Consider the following 21,537-nt stretch of genomic DNA (forward strand, 5'->3'; position numbering starts at 1 on the left):
TCTTGATGGGCGTTCGACGTTGCTTCCGGGTTTGGGTTGGGGTGGCGGATGGCGCGCTTCAATCGAACGTCAGATGGACCTTCATCGACTGCGAGCGGTCCAGCGCAACTTCGAATGCATGGTTCGCGTCGTGCATCGCGAACGCGTGCGTCATCAGCGGACGCAGGTCGAGCTTGCCGGCGGCGATTTCGTCGGCGGCCACCGCGTATTCGTCGGTAAAGCGAAACGAGCCGCGATAGCAGAGCTCTTTCGCCATCACGAGATTCGCCGCGACCGGCGACTGCCCCGCCGGCAGATTGCCGACCTGGATCACGGTGCCGCCCGCGCGCGCCGAGCGCAACGCCGTGTCGAGCCCCGCCGGACTGCCCGATGCTTCGATGACGACATCGAACGTGCCGCGCCTGTCGGACCACGTCGCGATCGTCGCGGTATCGGCGGCATTCACGGTCTGGTCCGCGCCGAGTTGCCGCGCGAGCGCCAGCGCGCGCTCGGACAGATCGACTGCGACCACGCGATGCGCGCCGGCGCGTCGCGCCACACTGAGAAGCATGCAGCCGATCGGACCGCAGCCGACCAGCAGCACGCGCGCGCCCACCAGCGAGCCCGCCTGCCTCACCGCATGCAATGCGACGGCGAGCGGCTCGGCCATCGACGCCTGCGCGAAATCGACGCCGTCCGGCACCGGCACGCATTGCCGCGCGGCCACGACGATGTGCTGGCGGAACATGCCCTGGGTGTGCGGAAACGTCGACGCACTGCCCATGAAGCGCATGTTCAGGCAATGATTGGGCATCCCGGCCGCGCAGAAGCGGCATGTGCCGCACGCCAGACCCGGATTGACGGCGACGCGTTGCCCGCGCGCAAACCCGGGTTGCGCGCTGACGCCCTCGCCGAGCACGTCGATTTCACCGGCCACTTCGTGGCCGAGCACGAACGGCTCGCGCACCGCGAAGTCGCCGCTTTTTCCTTTGAAGTAGTACGAGAGATCCGAGCCGCAGATGCCGCCCGCGCGTACACGTACGCGGACCTCCCCCGGACCGGGTTCGGGTGGCTGCATTTCGTCGATGCGGATCAGTTTCGGTTCGTGAAGTACGGCTGCGAGCATGATGGACTCCAGGGTTAGCGTCGCGGGCGCGTTCAACGGCGCGCAAGCGGAGAAGACGGTGATGACGATGCGAACGCAGCGGGTGAAGGCTGTCTCGGTGATTCTGTTTTCAGTGAGCGGGAACGTTGGGCGTCTGGACGCTCACCAGTTCCACAACGTGCCGTCTTCCAGACGCGCGACCGGCAGGTAAGCCGGATCGTACGGATAACGCGCTGCCGCAACTTCGTCGATGTCGACACCGTGACCCGGCGCTTCACCGGGATGCATGATGCCCTTGTCGAAGCGCCACGCATGCGGGAAGACGTCGAGCGCTTCAGCCGGAAAGCCCATGTATTCCTGAACCCCAAAATTCGGCACCCACAGGTCGAAATGCAGCGCGGCACCCATGCAGACCGGCGACAGATCCGACGGACCGTGGCAGCCCGTTCTCACCTGGTATAACGCAGCAAAATCCGCGATCCGCCGCAGATGCGTAATGCCGCCAGCATGCGTGAGCGTCGCGCGGATATAGTCGATCAACTGTTCCTCGATCAACTGCTTGCAGTCCCAGATGCTGTTGAATACCTCACCGACCGCAATCGGCGTGACGGTGTGCTCGCGAATCAGCCTGAAACCGGCCTGGTTTTCCGCGGGCGTCGGGTCCTCCATCCAGAACAATCGATACGGTTCGACGGCTTTGCCGAGCCGCGCCGCTTCGATCGGCGTCAAACGGTGGTGCACGTCGTGCAGCAGATGCGTGTCGAAGCCGAAACGCTCGCGCACGGCCTCGAACAGTTTCGGCACGAAGTCCAGGTATTTTTCCGACGACCAGCTCTGCTCTTCCACCGCACCCTTGGTAGCGGGCTCGTACATGCCGTTGCCCTTCGCGACGCCATACACCGAGCGCATGTTGGGCACGCCGCATTGAATGCGGACGGCCTGATAACCGGCCTCGATATGTTCGGCGTAACGGTCGAGCGCTTCGGGAATATCGCGGCCTGTCGCGTGGCCGTACACCATCACGCCTTCACGCGACGCGCCGCCGAGCAGCTTGTAAAGCGGCATGCCCGCCACCTTGCCGAGGATGTCCCACAGCGCCATGTCGACCGCGGCGATCGCCGTCATCGTGACGGGACCGCGCCGCCAGTACGCGCCTTTGTAGAGGAATTGCCAGGTGTCCTCGATACGCGCCGGATCGCGGCCGATCAGCAGCGGGCAGACGTGGTCCTTCAGATACGAAGCGACCGCCAGTTCGCGGCCGTTCAGCGTGGCATCGCCGATGCCGTGGACGCCTTCGTCGGTGACGATTTTCAGCGTGACGAAATTGCGGCCGGGGCACGTGACGATGACGTCGGCGCGAACGATTTTCATGAGTGCTCCTGGCAGAAAACGGGGAACCGCGATGACGGGCGAACCGGACGTGGCGGCATAAAAATCACTGCATCAGCCTGTCTCAAGCTGTTTGAACGATGCTACCATACAAGTATAGTTACTCGTCAAATCAGGGTTTCCCCGCCCCACCAGGACCACTTCCCATGACCGCCGCGACCGTCGCCTTGCCGCCAAACCGCCTGTCCCGTGATGCGCTGCCCACACTGCAGGCACATCTGCTGTCGCCGCAATGGAGGGAGCCGCGCATCGGCATCGTGCATCTGGGGGTCGGCAATTTTCATCGCGCCCATCAGGCGCTTTACACCGAAGAGGCGATGCTGGCCGCCGGCGGCGACTGGGGCATTTGCGGCGTGACGCTGCAAGGCAACGTCGGCAAACGCAACGCGTTGATGGAACAGCAGGGGCTTTACAGTCTCGTCGAACGCGGGCCCGACGGTGCGAAGGTGACGGTCATCCGCGCGCTGCGCGAAGTGCTGGCGATGCCCGCCGACGCGGCCGCGATATTCGCGCGTCTCGCTGACCCGCTGGTTCGGATCGTTTCGCTGACCGTCACGGAAAAAGGCTATTGCCGCGACGCGAAGACCGGCGAAGTCGATCTCGATGATCCCGCCATCGCGCACGATCTCGCTGCTCCGCTCGCGCCGCGCACGGTGCCCGGTATCCTCGTCGCGGCCTTGCGCGCGCGGCGCGACACCGCGAACGGGCAGCCCTTCACGGTGCTGTCGTGCGACAACCTTGCGCACAACGGCGCCGCGCTGCGCCAGGTGGTGTGCTCGTTCGCACGTCGACTCGACGCCGCGCTCGCCGACTGGATCGCCGCGGAAGTCGCGTTTCCATCAACGATGGTCGATCGGATCGTCCCCGCCACCACCGACACCGAATGCGTGAGCGCAGCCGAACAGCTCGGCTACCGCGACGCCGCGCCGGTGCCTTGCGAGCCGTTCAGACAATGGGTGATCGAAGATCGATTTCCGCAGGGCCGTCCCGCGTGGGATGCGGTCGGCGCACAGCTCGTCGGCGATGTGATGCCGTTCGAACTCGCGAAGCTGCGCATGCTGAACGGCACGCATTCGACGCTCGCCTACCTGTCGATGCTCGGCGGCTTCGACACGATCGACGCAGCGATCGCCGAGCCCGCGCTGCGCAATCTGATTCACGCGATGATGACCGACGAAATCGCGCCGACGCTGAGCCTGCCTGCATCGTTCGACATTGCCGGCTACCGTGACGCATTGCTCGCGCGTTACGCGAACCCGGCGCTCAAGCACCGTTGCGCGCAGATCGCAATGGACGGCAGCCAGAAGCTGCCGCCGCGATTGCTCGCGACCATCGCGGCCCGCATCGACGCGGGTCGACCTTATCGCCGGCTCGCGCTCGCCGTCGCCGCGTGGATGACATTCCTGCGCGGCCACGCGGACGACGGCACGCGCTACGAAATCAACGACCCGCTCGCGGATAAACTGAAAGCGCTTGCGGCGTCCGCGCAACGCGACACCGTGGCGCTGGTGAACGCGCTACTCGGCGTGCGCGAAGTGTTCGATGCGAAGCTCGCGGCTCACGCGGCATTCAGAACGACGCTCGATGACGCGTTGCGTCTGTTGCAGCAACAAGGCGCACGCGGCGCAATCGCGGCGTGGCAATAGAAAACGCTGATCGGCGCGAATAAAACCGCATCACGCGGTGGGCTCCGCCTCGCGCCCCTCGGTCCCATCGCGCGCGGCGTGCGCCCGGGCAAGCTCCCGCGCCTGTTCGTCGAGCCGCGCCGCGAGCAGATCCCGATAGCGCAGATACGCGCAACGTCCGCCCGATTTCGCCGCATACATCGCGGCATCGGCATTCAGCAGCAGTTCCTCGGCATTGCCGCTGTCGTGCGGGAACTCGCTGATGCCGATGCTCGCGCCGACCGTCATGCTATTGCCGTCGACGCTCAGCGTTTCGTTCAGCGCATCCATGATGCACGCGGCGATCGGGGGCGTGACCTCCGCCGCGCGCGGCCCTTCGATCAGCACGATGAACTCGTCGCCGCCGAGCCGGGCGACCACGTCCGTGAGATACAGCACGTCCTTCAGACGGCGCGCGATTGCGACCAGCACCTTGTCGCCAACGGAGTGGCCGAACTGATCGTTGATCTGCTTGAAGCCGTCGAGGTCGACGAACAGCACGGCGAGGCCTTCGCGGCGGAACCTGGCCTCGTCGATCGCGCTTTCGAGCTTCTGCATGAACAGCATGCGGTTCGGCAAGCCGGTCAGCACGTCGTGCGAGGCCAGATGCACGAGCTCGCTCTGCTTGCTGTGAAGCGCATCCATCTGCGCACGAATTTCGCGGCGCAAACGCTCGAAGCAGCGCGCGAGCACGCCGATTTCGTCGGTGCGTTTGAGCGGCAAGGTGTGCATCGCGTGCTCGGCGAACAGGTGGGTCGCCGCATGCGCGAGCAGATGCAGCGGCTTGGTGAGCGCCCTCGCGAACAGAATCGCCAGCAATACCGACAATGCGCTGAACACCAGCACCATGCGAACGATCCGCGAGCCGAGCTGATTGGCGCCGCTCAACACGTCCTCGAGCGGCTTCGCAAGACCGAGCACGATGAAGCGGTTGCCCTCCGAACCGCCGAACGGCCGTCGCACGAACGCGAGCACGCGCCCGGCCGTCTCGCCGGACCCCGCGAGACCGTTGACGAGCACCTCGCTCTGCCGTTGCTCGAACAGCTGCTTCGTGGCCGGGAAGCTGTCCTGCATCAGCACGCGCCGGCCGCGGTCGAAGCCGAAGGTTTGCGACGCGTCGGGATGAACCAGGAAGTCGCCCCACTCGTTCGCCAGATAGACCTGATAGTCGCTCGGCAGATCGCTCTGCAAACGCCGCAGCATGCCGGCCAGATCGATGTCGATCACGACGGCGCCGAGCACCGTGCCGCGCGCGTCCGCGATCGGCGTGCCGAGGCGCAGCGTCGGCTTGCCTTGCGCCGCATGCGTGCCGGATTCGTGATTGACCGAAATCGGCGACGTGTAGATGCGGCCCGGCGAAAACGCGAGCGTTTCGAACACGTAGGGGAACTGAGCTTTTTCCTGCAGACCGTCACCCTTGACCCGCACGAGACCGTCGCTGTCCCGATCGAAACGGATCAGCTCCAGCCCGTGATGCTGCCGCGTGATCAGCCGCATCTGCAGATACTCCGGGTGGTGCAGCATGAAGCTCGAATACACCTGCGCGAGCCGCTCGCGGGCAAGGTTCGGGCCGATGCCATCGTCGGTCTGCGCGACGATTACCGACGACGGCATCGTCGCGAGCACGAGCGCGTCCGCCGCGACGTCGTCGATCGATAGCGCAATGCGCTGGCCGAGCAACTCCGTCGAAGTCCGCAGGCTGTGCTCGGCTTCGTTGACGAGCATCGTGCGATTCGCGCGATACGCGTAATAGCCGGTCGCGCCCGACGCCAGCACGCCGATGCACGCGAGCAGCACCGATAGCTTGAAGGTCAGGCCGCGGTGCAGCATCAGAAGCGCTCCGAACGGTCGCCCGACACGATCCGCGTCCACAGTTGCTCGCGGCGCTCGATATCTTCGACCGGACTGATCCACACGATGTGCGCGGTGGCGCTGCCTTCGGCCGGCCCGCTGAGCGTATTCGCGAGCCCCTGGCGCTGCGTGAGCAACGCGCTCACGCTCGGTTCGAGCATGTAGTTGATCCACGCGAGCGCGAGCGGCTTGTCGGTCGCCGCGCGCGTCATCGACCAGCAATCGAGCCACGCGAGCGCGCCTTCGTCCGGAATCACATAGCCGACGTCCGCGCCCGCGCGCCGCAGCAACTGTACCTGCTGCGTGCCGTAGTTGCCGAACATCAGCGCGACCTTGTGCTGGATGAAGAACGCGGTCGCCTCCTCGGGCAGCGTGTAATAGGTCAGCAGGTTGCGGCGCAGCTCGACGAGCTTGTGCGCGATGGTGCGCATCTGCGCGGGGTCCAGTTGAAACGGATGCGGATAGCCGAGCGCGAGCGCGGTGAGCGAGAAGTTGTGCTGCGCACTATTGAAGTCGAGCACCTTGCCGCGATACCGCGGGTTCCACAGTTCGAGCATCGAATGCGGCGCAACCGGAATCTGCTGGCGATCGTAGATGAGCCCCATCGACGAATACGTGAACGGAATCGCATACACCTTGCCCGCCGACGTCAGGCCGTCGATCGAGCCGAGCGCCTGGAAACGCGGCAACTGCTGCTTCGTGTTCGGCAGACTCGCGAGATCGAGCGGCGCGAGCAGATTCGCCTGCGTATAGCGGCGAATTTCGGCGGTGTTGGCGGCGAGCACGTCGAACGGCGGCGTGCCCTTGCTGTGCATCTGCGCCCACAGCGCCTCGTCGGAATCGACGAGCGTGACCTCGACCTTCGCGCCGTAGCGCGTTTCGAACGACTTCACGACGTCCGGGTCCGCGTAGCCGGGCCACGCCAGCACGTGCAGCACTTTGTCGGCGGCCACGGCGGGCGTCGCCGCGCCGACACCCGCGCACAGGCACGTGGCTATTAGAAAGGGCAAAACACGGGCTAAAGCCCCCGACCAAACGACGCACCAAAATCCGGATGTGCCAATCGATGAAAATCCCGACGCAACGCTCGACGAGAAACCGCCAAAAAACCGGCGCTGCAATAATGCCGCGCGAGATGCCGCGCGAGCCCGCGCGCCGGCGCTCGCGATTTGCCGCTTGAAAGCGTGTTTGCAACAGCCTGTTTGATCCGCCGTGAACATCGTGTGCATGAATAACACCGTTAAGCAGAAAGGCCTTCTGGGCGAGCGCAAACGCGCGGCATTGGAATCTTGACGGCTGTCCGAGGACATACTTCAGAGCGAGCCAGCCCGCGCCGCGGTCGGCATCCAGCGCGCGGAGCATCGATGATAGCGCCAAAGCCTGTGTTTTTTGCATCGATCGAAACGGCGGCCAAGAATGTCGGGCGCTAGTTAATTAACGGCAAATTCAGGCGCGAGCTTTAACGATCCGTCCGCGTTTCAAACTCGCGTTTCAACCCAGTTTTCGGCGAACTCGCGAGAAAACCGTCGCAAATTCCAGTCGATTGCGCTCGCCGCCCACCGTATTACCGCTCGCGCATTACACCCCCGTTACGCAAACCCCGCCAGGCGTGTACGATCCCGGCACACCGGCTTGCGCGCAAGCGTTGCTCTAGAGGGCTTCCTCCCGCGCCATCCGGTGTTCTACTAGCTTCCCAATATTTTTGAACTGATAAGCTTGGCGCGCGTTGCAGGCCACCCCGGCTTGCAGCCTGACCAGAAGCCCGGTCGCGAGTCGCGCCGGGCGTCCCAAGGCGGCACAACCGTCGAGGGCGTAATTGAACTACACCGAGGAGTAAAAACAGTGAAGAAACTGCTAGCGGCTTTGACAGTTGCTCTGCTTGCCACCGTCTCGATTGGCGCACACGCTAAAGATTGGTCGACGATCCGTTTCGGCGTTGACGCCAGCTATCCCCCGTTCGAGTCGAAAGGCGCGGACGGCAAGCTCGTTGGCTTCGACATCGACCTCGGCAACGAAATCTGCAAGCGCGTCGGTGCGAAGTGCGTGTGGGTGGAAAACGACTTCGACGGCATGATCCCGGCGCTCAAGGCGAAGAAGTTCGACGGCGTGCTGTCGTCGATGTCGATGACGCCGCAACGCGCTGAGCAGATCGCCTTCTCGTCGAAGCTGTTCAACACGCCGACGCGTCTCGTTGCGAAGAAGGGCTCGGGCATTATGCCGACCGCTGAATCGCTGAAAGGCAAGACGGTAGGCGTCGAACAGGGCACCATCCAGGAAACCTACGCGAAGACCTACTGGGAACCGAAGGGCGCGAAAGTCGTGCCGTATCAGAACCAGGACCAGGTCTACGCCGACCTGATTTCTGGCCGTCTGGACGCGGCACTGCAGGACGCCGTGCAGGCCGAGCAGGGCTTTCTGAAGACGCCGCGCGGCGCGGGCTTCGACTTCGTCGGCAAGGACCTCGACGATCCGAAGATCCTCGGCAACGGCGCCGGCATTGGCATGCGCAAGGAAGACACCGATCTGAAGGCGAAGGTTGACAAGGCGATCGCCGACATGATCAAGGACGGCACCTACAAGAAGATCGAGAAGAAGTACTTCGACTTCGACGTGTACGGCAGCTAAACCGCCCGCGCGCGCCGCACGGCGCGCCGGCAGCTTGCCCAAACGGGCTCCGCGACGCGGAGCCCGTTTTGTTTTGTGGCTCCACATCGAGCCACATCAAGCCACATGCTGTGGCATATCGGCTAAGATCGTGCGACACGCGGCCGCCGTGAGACAGGTTGCCGTAGTCCGCGCACGCGGACCCCGCGCGCAGCCGGCGCGTATCTTTCCCCTTGCAATCAACCACCTAGCGCGGCTGCTCCGAACGGGCCGCGAAGCCAAAACCATGCAAACCCAGACCCATCCGCTGATTGCCCCGTCGCTTGGCACCGCCCGCGAACTGACGAGTTTCCACTACGGTCCCGGCGGCGGGCAAAAGATCTATATCCAGTCGTCGCTGCACGCGGACGAGCTGCCCGGCATGCTGGTGTCGTGGTCGCTGCGCCGCAAGCTGGCCGCGCTCGAAGCCGCGGACAAGCTGCGCGGGGAAGTCGTGGTGGTGCCGGTGCCGAACCCGATCGGTCTGAACCAGCATCTGCTCGGCCAGATGCTCGGCCGCTTCGAAACCGGCAGCGCGCAGAACTTCAACCGCAACTTCTACGACCTCGCCGAGCTCGTGCTGCCGGTCATCGAGTCGCATCTGACCGGCGACATCGACGCGAACCGCGCCGCCATCCGCGCGGCGATGCGCGAAGCGCTCGACGCGCAGCAGCCGACCACCGAACTCGGCTCGCAACGCCTCGCGCTGCAAAAGCTTTCGTACGACGCCGACGTCGTGCTCGATCTGCATTGCGACTGGGAAGCCGCGATGCACCTATACACCAATCCGGAGCTGTGGCCCGACGTCGAGCCGCTCGCGCGCTACCTCGACGCGAAGGCGTCGCTGCTCGCGCTGAACTCGGTCGGCAATCCGTTCGACGAAATCCACAGCTTCTGCTGGTCGGATCTGCGCAGCCGTTTCGGCGAGCGCTTCCCGATCCCGAACGGCGGGATCTCGGTCACGATCGAGCTGCGCGGTCAGCGCGACGTGTCGCACGAGCTGGCGGAAAAAGACGCGCAGGCGATCATCGAGTATCTGACCTCGCGCGGCGTGATCGACGGCGAGCCGGCGCCGCTGCCGCCGCTAGAATTCCCGGCGACGCCGCTCGCGGGCGCCGAGCCGCTCGTCGCGCCGATCAGCGGCGTGCTCGTCTATCGCTGCGCAGTCGGCACGCGGGTGGACGTGGGCCAGGCAATCGCGGATATCGTCGATCCGTTGACGGACCGGGTCGTCACGATCGAAAGCAGCGTGGCGGGCGTGCTGTACGCGCGGCATCTGGCGCGCTTCGCGACGGCCGGCCTCGAGTTCGCGCGCATCGCCGGCGCGACGCCGTTCCGCAGCGGCTCGTTGCTGAGCAACTGACACCAAAGCCGCTGCGACTATCGATGTGTCGCAGCCGGCCATGTAACTGTATTTTCAACGCACGCACCTGAAGCAATCGATCGCCCGCCGCGCGGCGGGCGTTCCGCTGCCACGCGTTGCCCGCCTCCCCTTCAGGGTCGACCGACCCGCCCCGCCTCCGGTACGCCGGCAAAGTGTCGCGCCGACACGACACCGTGAAAAGATTTTTTCACTGTCACATACGTTACTCAGCGCCCCCTTAAATTGCCGGCCATCGCGCGACATTGCCGCAGAGCATCGCGTCGCGATCGCTAAAATTTCCTAACCGGAGAAGTATTTTGAACAAAAAAATCCTGACCGCCGCTACGCTCGCCGTCTTCGCCACCGCCGCTCACGCACAAAGCAGCGTCACGCTGTACGGCTTGATCGACGCGGGTATCAGCTACGTGAACAACTCGAAAACGGCCACCGGCCACAGCAGCCTGACCAAGTACGACGACGGCGTCGCGAACGGCAGCCGTTGGGGCCTGCGTGGCACGGAAGACCTTGGTAATGGCCTGAAGGCGCTGTTCGTGTTGGAAAACGGCTTCAGCAGCGCGAACGGCACCGCCGGCCAGGGCGGCGCGATGTTCGGCCGCCAGGCGTACGTTGGTCTGGCGCAGAACAACGTCGGCTCGCTGACGTTCGGTCGCCAGTACTCGTTCTCGACCGACTACCTCGGCTCCAACTACGCGACCGGCGGCCAGACCGTCGCGGGTAACTACGCGTACCACATCAACGACGTCGACCAGCTCACGTCGAGCCGTATCAACAACTCGGTCAAGTACAGCAGCGCGAACTTCGCCGGCCTGACCTTCGGCGCGATGTACGGCTTCTCGAACACGGCTGGCGGCTTTGCCGGCACGCCGGCTACGGGCACGGCGGCTGCCCCGGTCGCGGGTTCGTCGCGCGCTTACAGCTTCGGCGCGAACTACGCTAACGGCCCGTTCGGTATCGGCGCGGCATACACGGACATCCGTTACCCGGGCCAGGCATCGCCGGCCTTCTCGACGTCGCTGGCTAACGTGACCTTCCCGACGATCGGCACGGGCCAGATCCAGGATCTGCGCACGGTCGGCGTTGGCGGCCGTTACGCATTCGGCCCGGCAACGCTGTGGGCGCTGTACACGAACACGCGCCTCGCTCCGATCTCGGGTCAGTCGACCACCTTCGCCGCCTACGAAGCAGGCGCGAAGTATGCGTTCACGCCGGCGATCACCGCAGGCGCAGGCTACACGTACATGCACCTGAGCGGCGCGAACGTCGGTCACTGGAACCAGGTGAACCTGAGCGGCGACTACGCGCTGTCGAAGCGCACGGACGTGTATGTGCTGGGTATCTATCAGATCGCGTCGGGCCACAACGGTACGCAGAATCTGCAGGCACAGATCGGTTCGAGCACGAGCTACTTCAGCACGTCGGGCGTCGGCGCCGACAACCAGCTCGCGTTCCGTGTCGGTCTGCGTCACAAGTTCTAAGCAGACGGTTCGCGGTGGGGAACACCTGTGTTCCCTGCGTGGCTGCATCGATGGAAAGCGCCCTGCCCAGGGCGCTTTTTCGTTTGCGGCGCGAATTCAGTCGGGCAGCTCAGTGTTCCCGATCTGGATCATCACAGTTGTGCTTTGCCTTTTCGGCAACGCTATCTGCCAAATATTGTAATTGTCGATCAATATCGTCCACGCCAAGATCGGGTCACGCTTCGAATCCCGCGCCCGCTCCGCCCTCGAGACACTGCCGGCGCGCCCCCACACGCCGCCACAGGACTTCGTCATGAGCATGGACTCCGTCACCACCGCCGACGCGCTCGCGCCGCACGACTCGCGTTCGAGCGTATCGCGGCTGATTCTCGCGACCTCGATCGGCAACGCGCTGGAGTTCTACGATCTCGTCGTGTACGGCTACTTCGCGGCCGTGCTGTCGCGTACGTTTTTTCCGGTGCACGACCGCACCGTGTCGCTGCTGCTCACGCTCGGCACCTTCGCGCTGTCGTATCTCGCGCGACCGATCGGCGCGCTCGCGCTCGGCTCGTTCAGCGACCGCAAAGGCCGCAAGGCATCGCTGACTTTATCCATTGCAATGATGACCCTCGGCACCGGCATGATCGCGATAATGCCGTCATACGCGGCGATCGGCGTGCTCGCGCCGATCGGCGTATTCGCGTCGCGGCTGTTGCAGGGATTTTCGGCGGGCGGCGAGTTCGGCAGTTCGACCGCGTTTCTGATCGAACATGCGCCGGCGCGCAAAGGCTTCATGGCGAGCTGGCAGTTCTCGAGCCAAGGCGCGAGCACGCTGCTCGCATCGCTGTTCGGCGCGGTGTTGACGAGCACGCTGACGCCCGCGCAACTCGAGGGCTGGGGCTGGCGCATTCCGTTTCTGTTCGGCATGCTGATCGGTCCGGTCGGGTTCTACATTCGCCGCCGCATCGACGAAACGCCAGAGTTCGAGCGCGCGGAAAAATCCGCCGCGCCGGTGCGCGAATTGCTCGCAACGCAAAAGGAACGGGTGCTCGTGTCGATCGGCGCGCTCGTGTTGACCACCACGGCCAACTACATGCTGCTCTACATGCCGACGTACGCGGCGCGGCAGCTTGGGCTGGCGCCGTCGTCGGGCTTCATCGCGACGCTCGTCGCCGGTCTGATCATGATGGTGCTCACGCCGATCGTCGGTCATCTGTCCGACAAGGTGGGGCGCGTGCGCATCATGCTCGGCGCCGGCGTGGTGTTCTTCGCGACCGTCTATCCGGCCTTCGTGCTGATGAACGCGCACCCGTCGCTCGGTTCGTTGCTCGCCGCGGTCACGTGGGTCGCGTTGCTGAAGGCGACCTACTTCGCGCCGATTCCGGCCTTGATGTCCGAGCTGTTCCCGACTCGCACCCGCACGACTGGCATGGCGCTCGGCTACAACATCGGCACCACCGTGTTCGGCGGCTTCACGCCGCTCGCCGTTGCCGCGCTGATCGCGGCGACCGGCAATAATCTCGCACCCGGCCTCTATCTGATGCTCGCAGCCTTGCTCAGCCTTTTCACGGTGATGTGGGCACGCGTGCGACTGCACGTACGCTAAGCCTCAGTGTCGCTGGCTTCGTTGAACCGACAGGACCTTATCCATGCAAGACCGTTTGCGGCAAGCCGTGCAATTCGCGGTGGATCATGAATCGCTTTGGGACCGCCATGTGGGTGGCGCATGGGGTGTGCACGTGAACGACCCGCCGCCGTGGAACAAGCTGCTCGGTCCGGTGCATGATCGCGGGCCGGTGTCCGGCGCGATCGCCGTCGACGGCCGCGTGCTGACGAGCTGGGGCGAACCGGATCGCGCTGATCTGACTTTCAGCGTCGCGAAGATGTACCTCGCGCTACTCGCCGGCGTCGCGCACGATCGCGGCCTGTTGCCCGACGTCGACGAACCGGTGTGCGCGCGCGTGCCCAACATCGGCTTCGACGACGAACACAACGCGCCTATCAGCTGGGCGCATCTGCTGCAGCAAACGAGCGAATGGCGCGGCACGTACTTCGGTTTGTCGGATCAGGCGGACCACTACCGCGCGGTCAATTTCGCCGCGCCGCCCGATGGTAAGAAGGGCGACCTACGTCCTCTGCAACGGCCGGGCACCTACTGGGAATACAACGACGTCCGCATCAACCAGTTCTCGCTCGCGCTGCTGCATCTGTTCCGTCAGCCGCTGTCCGAGGTGTTTCGCGAAGCGATCATGCGACCTTCGGGCGCGAGCGAAAACTGGCAATGGGTCGGCTACGACAACGCGTGGGTCGAGATCGACGGGCGACGCATGCAGTCGGTGCCGGGCGGCACGCACTGGGGCGGCGGTATGTCGGTCGGCGCGAACGACCAGTTGAAGATCGCGCAGATGCTGCTCGACGACGGGGTCGCGAACGGCCAGCGCGTGCTGTCGTCCGAATGGATCGCGCGCATGCGCACGCCGTGCGCGATCGCGCCGTTCTATGGGTACCTAGTGTGGCTCAACACCGGGCGCAAGGTGTTTCCGAACGTGCCGGCGTCGAGCTATTTCGGCGTCGGCGCAGGCAGTTCGTTCACGTGGGTCGAACCGGAGCGGCGCATGACGGTGGTCGTGCGCTGGCTGAATCCGGCCGCGGCGAACGAGTTTTTCGGGCTCGTGCTAGACGCGGTCGACAGCCTCGGCCGCTAGCCGTCAGTGCGAATGCCGCGGCACGGTGGAACCTCGACACCCAACGAGGAAGTCGAGATCGCAACCCTCGTCGGCCTGCAGCACATGGTCGATATACAGGCGCCGGTAGCCGCCACCTTCCGGCGGCTGGGGCGGCACATGCTGCGCGAGACGGCGCGCGAGTTCCGCATCGCTGATGTCGAGGTGCAGCGTGCCCGCGTCGCAATCGAGCTCGATCCAGTCGCCGTCCTGCACCGCGGCGAGCGGGCCACCGGCCGCCGCTTCCGGCGTCACGTGCAGCACCACGGTGCCGTACGCGGTACCGCTCATGCGCGCATCGGAAATGCGCACCATGTCCTTCACGCCCTGCTTCAGCAGCTTTGGCGGCAGGCCCATGTTGCCGACTTCGGCCATGCCCGGATAACCCTTCGGCCCGCAGTTCTTCATCACCAGCACCGAATTCGCGTCGACGTCGAGCGTCTCGTCGACGATGCGCGCCTTGTAGTGCTCCAGGTTCTCGAACACGACCGCGCGTCCGCGATGCTTGAGCAATTCGGGCGTCGCCGCCGACGGTTTCAGCACCGCGCCGCGCGGCGCGAGGTTACCGCGCAGCACGCGGATGCCGCCATCGGCTACGAGCGGCTTGTCGAGCGGACGGATCACCTCGTCATTGGTGTTGGGCGCATCCTTCACGTTGTCCCACAGCGACTTGCCGTTGACCGTCAGCGCGCTGGGATGAGGCAGCAGGTTCGCTTCGCCGAGCCGGCGCAGCACGGCCGGCAGGCCGCCCGCGTAATAAAACTCCTCCATCAGGAAACGGCCCGACGGCATCAGGTCGACGATCGTCGGCGTGTCGCGGCCGATGCGTACCCAGTCGTCGAGTTCGAGATCGATACCGATGCGTCCCGCGATCGCCTTCAGATGAATCACCGCATTGGTCGAGCCGCCGATCGCCGCATTGACGCGAATCGCGTTGATGAACGCCTCGCGCGTGAGGATCTTCGATAGCTTCAGGTCTTCGAGCGCCATTTCGACGATCCGGATGCCCGACATATGCGCGAGCACGTAGCGGCGCGAGTCGACCGCGGGAATCGCCGCGTTATGCGGCAGCGACGTGCCGAGCGCCTCGGCCATGCAGGCCATCGTCGACGCGGTGCCCATCGTGTTGCAGGTGCCCGCCGAGCGCGACATGCCCGCCTCGGCCGACAGAAACTGATGCAGATCGATCTCGCCGGCCTTCAGCGATTCGTGCAGTTGCCACACCGCGGTGCCCGAGCCGATGTTCTTGCCGTCGAGCTTGCCGTTCAGCATCGGGCCGCCAGTCACGACGATCGCCGGCACGTCGCAGCTCGCCGCGCCCATCAGCAGCGCGGGGGTCGTCTTGTCACAACCGGTCAGCAGCACGACCGCGTCGATCGGATTGCCGCGGATCGCTTCCTCGACGTCCATCGCCGCGAGATTGCGCGTGAGCATCGCGGTCGGGCGCAGATTCGATTCGCCGTTAGAAAACACCGGGAACTCGACCGGGAAGCCGCCCGCTTCGTAGACGCCGCGCTTCACGTGCTCAGCGAGCTTGCGAAAGTGCGCGTTGCACGGCGTCAGCTCGGACCACGTGTTGCAGATACCGATCACGGGACGCCCGTCGAACTCGTGATCGGGAATGCCCTGATTCTTCATCCAGCTTCGATACATGAAGCCGTTCTTGTCAGCCGTGCCGAACCACTCGGCCGAGCGCAATTTCCGCTTTTTTTCCGACATGCTAGGTCCTTGATGCATGTGCCGGGACCCTCACCGGCCAATTTGACTGAAGCGGCGCACCCCGGCGCTACTGCGCACGGTTGCCGCTCAGTGTCCAGGGATGGTGAAGTGTACGGAGCAGGTTGATATCTTTCCAATTATATTTTGGGTGATATCGATATCAATTCTGGTATCGATCCGCCGGCGCGCGCGGCCATTGGGCGAACGGACTGTGCCGACTTCAGGCCTCGCCGGTATTCGCCTGGCCGGCCGCCTTCTTACTGGAGGCTTTCGGTTGCGCGGAGCGAGCGTTCTTCTTCAGATGGCTCCGGTTGTAGTCGATCGCGGCGCGCACCAGCGCTTCCAGTGCGCGCTCGTCGACCTCGTCGCCCTCGAGGAAGTCGATCGCGCGCCGTGCGTTGCCTTCGAGGCCAGCGTTGAACAGGCCGTCCGGGTCGGCCAGGGCCGCCCCGTGCGCGAAGGTCAGCTTGACCTTGCCCTTGTGCGCGTTGGCGACCGCGATCATGCCGTCGCGTGACCAGACGGGGCTGCCCATCCACTTGAACTCCTCGACGATGTCCGGGTCCGCCGCGAGCACGCATTGACGGATGCGAGCGAAGGTGGCGCCGCGCCAGTCGATGAGGCCTGCGATCAGTTCGTCGATATGTTCGGAAGCGTTCATTGGGGTAAGCTCGAACCAATAGGATGCCGTAGCGATCTGATTATTCTAGTCCCCCTTCGGGTCGCTGGCGCACGTCCGCGGGCGAAGCACCGCGTTTTCCGCCGATCATTCGCCCGCAACCGGGAGGTGACGATGAACGCGATTCACGAGGTCTACCCGTATCTGCGAGTGCGCAATGCCGCGCAGGCTATTGAGTTCTACGCACAGGCATTTGGCGGCATGGAGCAGTTTCGCCTGACCGAGCCAGGCGGGCGCATCGGTCATGCCGAAGTGAAGATCGGTCCCGCGACCGTGATGCTATCCGATGAATATCCCGAGCACGGCATGCTCGGACCGACCGGCGACAACCGGCCGGGTGTGCTGCTGCATATCCACTGCGACGACGTCGACCAGCTCGTCGCACAAGCGGTCAAAGCGGGCGCAACCGTGGTCCGCCCGCTAACCGATCATTTTTATGGCGAACGCTCGGCGACCGTGCGCGATCCGTACGGCCACGAATGGCTGCTCGGCGCGCAGATCGAAGCGCTCACGCCTGAAGAGATGCAGCGCCGTTACACGGCGCTGTTCGACAGATAGTGGCTTGTTATAGTGGGCTCCTCGCGCTTAATCCCCCCGATGCGTGAGGTCTTTTACATTCCACCCAACGGTTTTTGCACGGTCAGCTTGTTGGTCACCGAAGTCACCCCAGCAACGCCTTTCGCGATCTCCGCGACCTGATTGACCTGCGAAGCGTCGGTGACCGTGCCATTGAGCGTCACCGTGCCGCCTTTTACGGTGACGCCGATATTGCCGGCGCTGATCTCCTTGTGCTTGCCGATGGCGGCATACACCTGCCGACGCAGCGCGCGATTGGCTTTCCTTTCGCTGACGGGCGATGCGGCGTTAGCTTCAGCCGCGGATGCGCCCGGCATGCTCGAAGGTGCACTGGCCGCCGGCTGCGACCATGCGTTGCCGGACGCGGCCAGAATCAATGTGGCAATCGCCAACGCGCGTGCCTGAATGCTTTTCATCGAATACTCCAGTTGTTATAGATGACGTAATCAGAAGCTATGACGGATGCCGATCATGGCCGCCGTGGTGGACACGCCAGGCGCAACCGGGGCGCCATAGACGATGGTCTGGTTCATGGTCCCCTTGTTGTCGACGTAACCCACTTGCGCGTACGCCCTTGTGCGCTGGGACAGGTTGTATTCCGCGCCCACGGCGACTTCGCTCGAATGGTTCGCCGAGTTGTTCTTGTCTTTCAGGTAGTAGTACCCGGACGTGATCTTGAAACGCGGATTGATCTGGTAGCCGAGGCCCCCCGAGATCATTTCGAAGTCCGCGGTGTTGCTATGGGCCGGGTTCTTGCCGGCGCCGTACGAGGCCGACACCGAAAATCCGGCGATCGTGTACATCGCACCGAAATAGTAGAAACGGTTGTTCGCAAGCCCGGTCGCCGGGATAGCGGGCGCCGCCGGGTAGGTGATCGGGTACGGGTTGGTATCGTGGCCGTTGTAATACAACGCGGACAGATTCAGACCGTAGTTCGAATACTTGAGCACGGCCGACTCGCGCGTGCCGCCCTGGAATTGACCGGCGACGCCGCCCGGCGCGTACTCGAGCGCGAGCGACGCGCCATGGAATTTCGGCGAGTTGTAGACGAGCGCGTTGCTGTCGTACAGCGCGCCGATCGGCGCGTTCGTGCTGGTGCCGGGCCAGCCGGCCGCCTGATTGACGCCCAGCCACGCGGTCAGAATACTACCGAAATACTGCGCGCCGCGGACGTCGGTTTCCGCCATCGCGTAGATCATCGGCACGATCTGCCGGCCAGCGTCGAAGGTACCGAACGGCCCGGATACGCCGACCGTCGCGTACTGGTTGAAGATCGCGGTAACGCCCGGCGTGTCGGACAGCCCGAACTTGCCGTTCGCGGTGTTGAACGCACCCTGCAGCTTGAAGTTGACCTTGTAGCCGCCGCCGATGTCTTCGCTTCCCTTCACACCCCAGAAGCTCGAATAGATGCCGCCGTCCTTCAGCTGATAAATTTTGCCCGTGTTCGGCGCGTGCGGCAGAAAAGTAGCCGCCGATGTGCTCTGATACAGCAGCCCGGTATCGACTACGCCATAAAGCGTCACTGACGACTGCGCATGAGCCGCGGTGGCGAAAATGGCCAACACGATAGCGCTACTTGACTTCAACTTCATTGTGTCTCCTTCGCGTACCGGCGGTGGCGCAAAAGCCGATGCTGCGGTCGCTTCAAGATGGTTGGTGGTTATGTGAGCGCCGGGTTCACCCGGTCGCCTTGTTGCGTGATTCGAACTGCGTTGCTGCGAGAGCCGCGCGTCAGGGCAGGTAGTAGTTGCCGAACTGATCGCGTAACTGGTTCTTCAGGACCTTGCCTGTTGCGCCGATAGGCACCGTGTCGACGAACACCACTGCATCGGGAGTCCACCAGCGCGCGACCCGGCCGTTGAAGAAGGACAGCAGTTCGTCGCTGGTCAGCTCGCTGCCCGGCTTTTTCACGACCAGCAGCAGCGGCCGTTCGTCCCACTTCGGATGCCGTGCGGCGATACACACTGCAGTCGAGACTTCCGGATGCAGATAAGCGACGTTTTCGATCGCAGCCGAACTGATCCATTCGCCGCCCGACTTGATCACGTCCTTGCTGCGATCGGTGATCTGCATGAAGCCGTGCCGGTCGATCGTCGCGATGTCGCCGGTCGGAAACCAGCCGTCGCACAATGGCGACTCGACGTCGGCGCCGAAGTACTGCAGCGTGACCCAGTGACCGCGCACCTGCAGATCGCCAGCGCTCTCGCCGTCCCACGGCAATTCATTACCGTGGGAGTCGACGATCCGCATGTCGATGCCGAACAGCGCGCGTCCCTGCTTCGCCTGAATCTTGTACTGATCGTCCATCGGCAGCGACTGCTGATGCGCCTTGAAGCTGCAGACCGTGCCGATCGGGCTCAATTCGGTCATGCCCCACGCGTGCAGCACCTCGACCCGATGGCGCTTCTGGAACGCCTCGGTCATCGCGGTCGGACACGGCGCGCCGCCGATCACCGTGCGTCGCATCGACGAGAAGGTCCCGCCCATCGCATCGACATGCGTGAGCAGTCCCTGCCACACGGTCGGCACGCCGGCCGACAGCGTCACGTGTTCCGTTTCGATCAGTTCATAGAGCGACTTGCCGTCGAGCGCCGGCCCCGGAAACACCAGCTTCGCGCCGACCATGCAGGCGATGTAGGGCAGTCCCCACGCGTTCACATGGAACATCGGCACGACCGGCAGGATCACGTCGCGCGCGGAACAGTTCAGCGAATCGGGCAGCGCCGCCGCGTAGGTGTGCAGCACGGTCGAACGATGGCTATACAGCACGCCCTTCGGATTGCCGGTGGTGCCCGACGTGTAGCACAGCGACGACGCGCTGTTTTCATCGAGCAGCGGCCATTCGAAAACGTCGTCTTGCAGCTCGAGCAGATCCTCGTAGCACATCAGCATGCCGGTCAGGTCGTTCGCTTGCGGCATGTGCGCGCGATCGGTCATCGCCACGAATACTTTCGGGCTCTTCACCCGGGGCGCGACGCTCTCGATCAGCGGCAGAAAGGTCAGGTCGAAGAACACGACACGATCTTCCGCATGCTCGATGATGTACGCGAGCTGGTCGACGTGCAGTCGCGGGTTAAGCGTATGCAGCACGGACCCGGAGCCCGACACCGCGAAATAGAGCTCCATGTGGCGATAGCCGTTCCACGCGAGCGTCGCGACGCGCTCGCCCTGGCCGACGCCGAGCGTCGACAGCGCGTTGGCCATACGGCGCGCGCGCTGCGCGAGGTGCCGATACGAATAACGATGGATGTCTCCTTCCACGCGTCGCGACACGATTTCCTGTTCGCCGTGATGGCGCTCCGCATGCGTGAGCAGCGCGGAAACCAGCAGCGACTGCTGCATCATCAAGCCTTGCATCTTTCCGTCTCCTGATTGGTTGTGGCGTCTCGCGCCCGGCCTACCCGGCCTTACGTTGCCGCGCTGCCGGCTCGCGCCTGCGAGGGCGTCGCGTTCGGCGCGTCGAGACTCACCACCACCTTTGAATCCACTATTCCGACCGGGAAGGTCGTCACACTCAATCCGCCTGTTCCCGGCATACAGCCCGTGCGCACGTCGAACCGCAAACCGTGCGCCGGGCAGCGCAACATGCAGCCTTCCAGCTTCCCGCTCGCGAGCGAGGCCCCGTTGTGCGGACATGCGTTGTCGATGGCGTGAAGCGTGCCTTCGATGTTGAACAGCACGATGCTGCGGCCATCGATGAAGGCCAGCTTGCGCTGGCCCGGCGCGAGCTCACCGGCAACACCCACCACGCTCTGACGCGACATCCCAGACTCCTTCTGATCCGGCGCGGGCCGCGTCACATCAGTACCAGGCGGCGAATCAACGTCTCCGCCATCGGCCATTCGCCAAAGCCCGCAGCGGGATTGAGGTGCCCCACTTCGCCGAGATCGACGAAGCGGCTGCCCCAGTCCTGAGCCATGTCCTGTACACGCTCGTACCGCGCGAGCGGATCGTTGCGGCTAGCACCGACGATGCTCGGGAACGGCAGCGGCTTGCGCGGAATCGGCAACCAGCCGTTCTGCTCGAGCGTATCCAGCTCCGGATAGCCCGCCGGCATCGGCGTCTCGAGGTCCGCGGGCGCCGCGAGCAGCGCAGCGTGAATCTCGCGCTTGTGCTGCGCCGCCCAATGCACGGTGATCATCACGCCCGCGCTATGCGCGACCAGAATCACCGGGCCGTCGATCCTCGCGAGCGCGGCATCGAGCGCCGCGACGCGTGCCGCGCAACTGAGCTTGTCGTGCTCGAGCGGCGGCACCGACAGCGCTTTCGGCAGCCGTTGCTGCAGCAGGGTTTGCCAATGCTCCGCGACGTGGTCGCGCAGGCCCGGGACCATCAGAATGGTCGGTTTCAATTCGTAATTCATGGGAAGCT

At 64.3% G+C, this 21,537-nt stretch carries 18 protein-coding genes; 7 read left to right on the forward strand and 11 right to left on the reverse strand.

Features of this window, described 5'->3' with window-relative positions; genetic code table 11:
* Positions 1-58: 58 nt before the first annotated feature.
* Positions 59-1,105 carry an L-idonate 5-dehydrogenase gene (locus tag OKW43_RS02295; RefSeq protein WP_429444953.1) on the reverse strand — a complete coding sequence of 349 codons (1,047 nt, stop codon included), beginning with the start codon at positions 1,103-1,105 and terminating at the stop codon, positions 59-61.
* 141 nt (positions 1,106-1,246) lie between these two features.
* The gene (gene manD / locus OKW43_RS02300) at positions 1,247-2,455 is read right to left on the reverse strand and encodes a D-mannonate dehydratase ManD (protein WP_429444955.1); all 1,209 of its coding nucleotides are present in this window, start codon (positions 2,453-2,455) and stop codon (positions 1,247-1,249) included.
* Between the two features lie 164 nt (positions 2,456-2,619).
* Here manD and OKW43_RS02305 point away from each other — a divergent pair, with 164 nt between their 5' ends.
* Entirely contained in the window at positions 2,620-4,119 is a 1,500-nt protein-coding gene (locus OKW43_RS02305) for a mannitol dehydrogenase family protein (protein ID WP_429444957.1), read from the forward strand.
* 30 nt (positions 4,120-4,149) lie between these two features.
* On the opposite strand, the gene OKW43_RS02310 is transcribed toward OKW43_RS02305, so the two are convergent.
* Positions 4,150-5,967 carry a diguanylate cyclase domain-containing protein gene (locus OKW43_RS02310; RefSeq protein WP_429444959.1) on the reverse strand — a complete coding sequence of 606 codons (1,818 nt, stop codon included), beginning with the start codon at positions 5,965-5,967 and terminating at the stop codon, positions 4,150-4,152.
* Complete coding sequence (locus OKW43_RS02315; RefSeq protein ID WP_429444961.1) at positions 5,967-7,217, reverse strand: ABC transporter substrate-binding protein; 1,251 nt, start codon at positions 7,215-7,217, stop codon at positions 5,967-5,969. The genes OKW43_RS02310 and OKW43_RS02315 overlap by 1 nt, the downstream gene beginning before the upstream one ends.
* Before the next feature lie 613 nt (positions 7,218-7,830).
* Between OKW43_RS02315 and OKW43_RS02320 the strand changes: the two genes are divergently transcribed.
* The 5 genes from OKW43_RS02320 to OKW43_RS02340 all read left to right on the forward strand — a co-directional run bounded on the left by OKW43_RS02320 (position 7,831) and on the right by OKW43_RS02340 (position 14,174).
* Positions 7,831-8,613: an ABC transporter substrate-binding protein gene (locus OKW43_RS02320; protein ID WP_187636221.1), complete on the forward strand. Its 783-nt coding sequence runs from the start codon at positions 7,831-7,833 to the stop codon at positions 8,611-8,613.
* 265 nt (positions 8,614-8,878) lie between these two features.
* Positions 8,879-9,994, forward strand: a complete 1,116-nt coding sequence (locus OKW43_RS02325; RefSeq protein ID WP_187636222.1) for a succinylglutamate desuccinylase/aspartoacylase family protein — start codon at positions 8,879-8,881, stop codon at positions 9,992-9,994.
* A 317-nt stretch (positions 9,995-10,311) separates the two neighbouring features.
* On the forward strand, positions 10,312-11,490 hold the full coding sequence (locus tag OKW43_RS02330; RefSeq protein WP_429444964.1) for a porin: 1,179 nt from the start codon (positions 10,312-10,314) through the stop codon (positions 11,488-11,490).
* A 292-nt stretch (positions 11,491-11,782) separates the two neighbouring features.
* Positions 11,783-13,075 carry an MFS transporter gene (locus tag OKW43_RS02335; protein ID WP_429444966.1) on the forward strand — a complete coding sequence of 431 codons (1,293 nt, stop codon included), beginning with the start codon at positions 11,783-11,785 and terminating at the stop codon, positions 13,073-13,075.
* A gap of 43 nt (positions 13,076-13,118) precedes the next feature.
* A complete protein-coding gene (locus OKW43_RS02340) occupies positions 13,119-14,174 on the forward strand; it encodes a serine hydrolase domain-containing protein (protein WP_429444968.1) in 1,056 nt (351 codons plus the stop codon).
* 3 nt (positions 14,175-14,177) lie between these two features.
* Here the strand turns inward: OKW43_RS02340 and OKW43_RS02345 are convergent, their stop codons facing one another.
* Together OKW43_RS02345 and OKW43_RS02350 are read right to left on the reverse strand one after the other, a co-directional pair.
* Positions 14,178-15,911 (reverse strand): IlvD/Edd family dehydratase, encoded by a 1,734-nt coding sequence (locus tag OKW43_RS02345; protein ID WP_187636226.1) that lies wholly within the window; start codon positions 15,909-15,911, stop codon positions 14,178-14,180.
* Between the two features lie 220 nt (positions 15,912-16,131).
* Complete coding sequence (locus tag OKW43_RS02350; RefSeq protein WP_187636227.1) at positions 16,132-16,572, reverse strand: DUF1801 domain-containing protein; 441 nt, start codon at positions 16,570-16,572, stop codon at positions 16,132-16,134.
* A gap of 132 nt (positions 16,573-16,704) precedes the next feature.
* Here OKW43_RS02350 and OKW43_RS02355 point away from each other — a divergent pair, with 132 nt between their 5' ends.
* Entirely contained in the window at positions 16,705-17,148 is a 444-nt protein-coding gene (locus OKW43_RS02355; RefSeq protein ID WP_187636228.1) for a VOC family protein, read from the forward strand.
* Between the two features lie 53 nt (positions 17,149-17,201).
* Here the strand turns inward: OKW43_RS02355 and OKW43_RS02360 are convergent, their stop codons facing one another.
* The 5 genes from OKW43_RS02360 to OKW43_RS02380 all read right to left on the reverse strand — a co-directional run bounded on the left by OKW43_RS02360 (position 17,202) and on the right by OKW43_RS02380 (position 21,529).
* Positions 17,202-17,582 carry a BON domain-containing protein gene (locus OKW43_RS02360; protein WP_187636229.1) on the reverse strand — a complete coding sequence of 127 codons (381 nt, stop codon included), beginning with the start codon at positions 17,580-17,582 and terminating at the stop codon, positions 17,202-17,204.
* A gap of 30 nt (positions 17,583-17,612) precedes the next feature.
* Positions 17,613-18,758 carry a porin gene (locus OKW43_RS02365; protein WP_187636230.1) on the reverse strand — a complete coding sequence of 382 codons (1,146 nt, stop codon included), beginning with the start codon at positions 18,756-18,758 and terminating at the stop codon, positions 17,613-17,615.
* 139 nt (positions 18,759-18,897) lie between these two features.
* Entirely contained in the window at positions 18,898-20,523 is a 1,626-nt protein-coding gene (locus tag OKW43_RS02370) for a 3-(methylthio)propionyl-CoA ligase (RefSeq protein WP_187636231.1), read from the reverse strand.
* Between the two features lie 50 nt (positions 20,524-20,573).
* Positions 20,574-20,930, reverse strand: coding sequence for a Rieske (2Fe-2S) protein (locus OKW43_RS02375; protein WP_429444972.1), 357 nt, complete (start codon positions 20,928-20,930; stop codon positions 20,574-20,576).
* 32 nt (positions 20,931-20,962) lie between these two features.
* The gene (locus OKW43_RS02380) at positions 20,963-21,529 is read right to left on the reverse strand and encodes an RBBP9/YdeN family alpha/beta hydrolase (protein WP_429444974.1); all 567 of its coding nucleotides are present in this window, start codon (positions 21,527-21,529) and stop codon (positions 20,963-20,965) included.
* Positions 21,530-21,537 lie beyond the last annotated feature (8 nt).

The organism is Paraburkholderia sp. WC7.3g, from assembly GCF_050436345.1.
Classification (GTDB): Bacteria; Pseudomonadota; Gammaproteobacteria; order Burkholderiales; family Burkholderiaceae; genus Paraburkholderia; species Paraburkholderia podalyriae.

Excerpts from the sequence above, each read along its gene's own strand:
- OKW43_RS02355 (WP_187636228.1), top strand. The coding sequence starts at position 16,705 with ATGAACGCGATTCACGAGGTCTACCCGTATCTGCGAGTGCGCAATGCC.
- OKW43_RS02345 (WP_187636226.1), bottom strand. The coding sequence starts at position 15,911 with ATGTCGGAAAAAAAGCGGAAATTGCGCTCGGCCGAGTGGTTCGGCACG.
- OKW43_RS02375 (WP_429444972.1), bottom strand. The coding sequence starts at position 20,930 with ATGTCGCGTCAGAGCGTGGTGGGTGTTGCCGGTGAGCTCGCGCCGGGC.
- OKW43_RS02340 (WP_429444968.1), top strand. The coding sequence starts at position 13,119 with ATGCAAGACCGTTTGCGGCAAGCCGTGCAATTCGCGGTGGATCATGAA.
- OKW43_RS02305 (WP_429444957.1), top strand. The coding sequence starts at position 2,620 with ATGACCGCCGCGACCGTCGCCTTGCCGCCAAACCGCCTGTCCCGTGAT.
- OKW43_RS02315 (WP_429444961.1), bottom strand. The coding sequence starts at position 7,217 with ATGCACACGATGTTCACGGCGGATCAAACAGGCTGTTGCAAACACGCT.
- OKW43_RS02370 (WP_187636231.1), bottom strand. The coding sequence starts at position 20,523 with ATGCAAGGCTTGATGATGCAGCAGTCGCTGCTGGTTTCCGCGCTGCTC.
- OKW43_RS02380 (WP_429444974.1), bottom strand. The coding sequence starts at position 21,529 with ATGAATTACGAATTGAAACCGACCATTCTGATGGTCCCGGGCCTGCGC.
- OKW43_RS02295 (WP_429444953.1), bottom strand. The coding sequence starts at position 1,105 with ATGCTCGCAGCCGTACTTCACGAACCGAAACTGATCCGCATCGACGAA.
- OKW43_RS02350 (WP_187636227.1), bottom strand. The coding sequence starts at position 16,572 with ATGAACGCTTCCGAACATATCGACGAACTGATCGCAGGCCTCATCGAC.
- manD (WP_429444955.1), bottom strand. The coding sequence starts at position 2,455 with ATGAAAATCGTTCGCGCCGACGTCATCGTCACGTGCCCCGGCCGCAAT.
- OKW43_RS02360 (WP_187636229.1), bottom strand. The coding sequence starts at position 17,582 with ATGAAAAGCATTCAGGCACGCGCGTTGGCGATTGCCACATTGATTCTG.
- OKW43_RS02365 (WP_187636230.1), bottom strand. The coding sequence starts at position 18,758 with ATGAAGTTGAAGTCAAGTAGCGCTATCGTGTTGGCCATTTTCGCCACC.
- OKW43_RS02310 (WP_429444959.1), bottom strand. The coding sequence starts at position 5,967 with ATGCTGCACCGCGGCCTGACCTTCAAGCTATCGGTGCTGCTCGCGTGC.
- OKW43_RS02325 (WP_187636222.1), top strand. The coding sequence starts at position 8,879 with ATGCAAACCCAGACCCATCCGCTGATTGCCCCGTCGCTTGGCACCGCC.
- OKW43_RS02335 (WP_429444966.1), top strand. The coding sequence starts at position 11,783 with ATGAGCATGGACTCCGTCACCACCGCCGACGCGCTCGCGCCGCACGAC.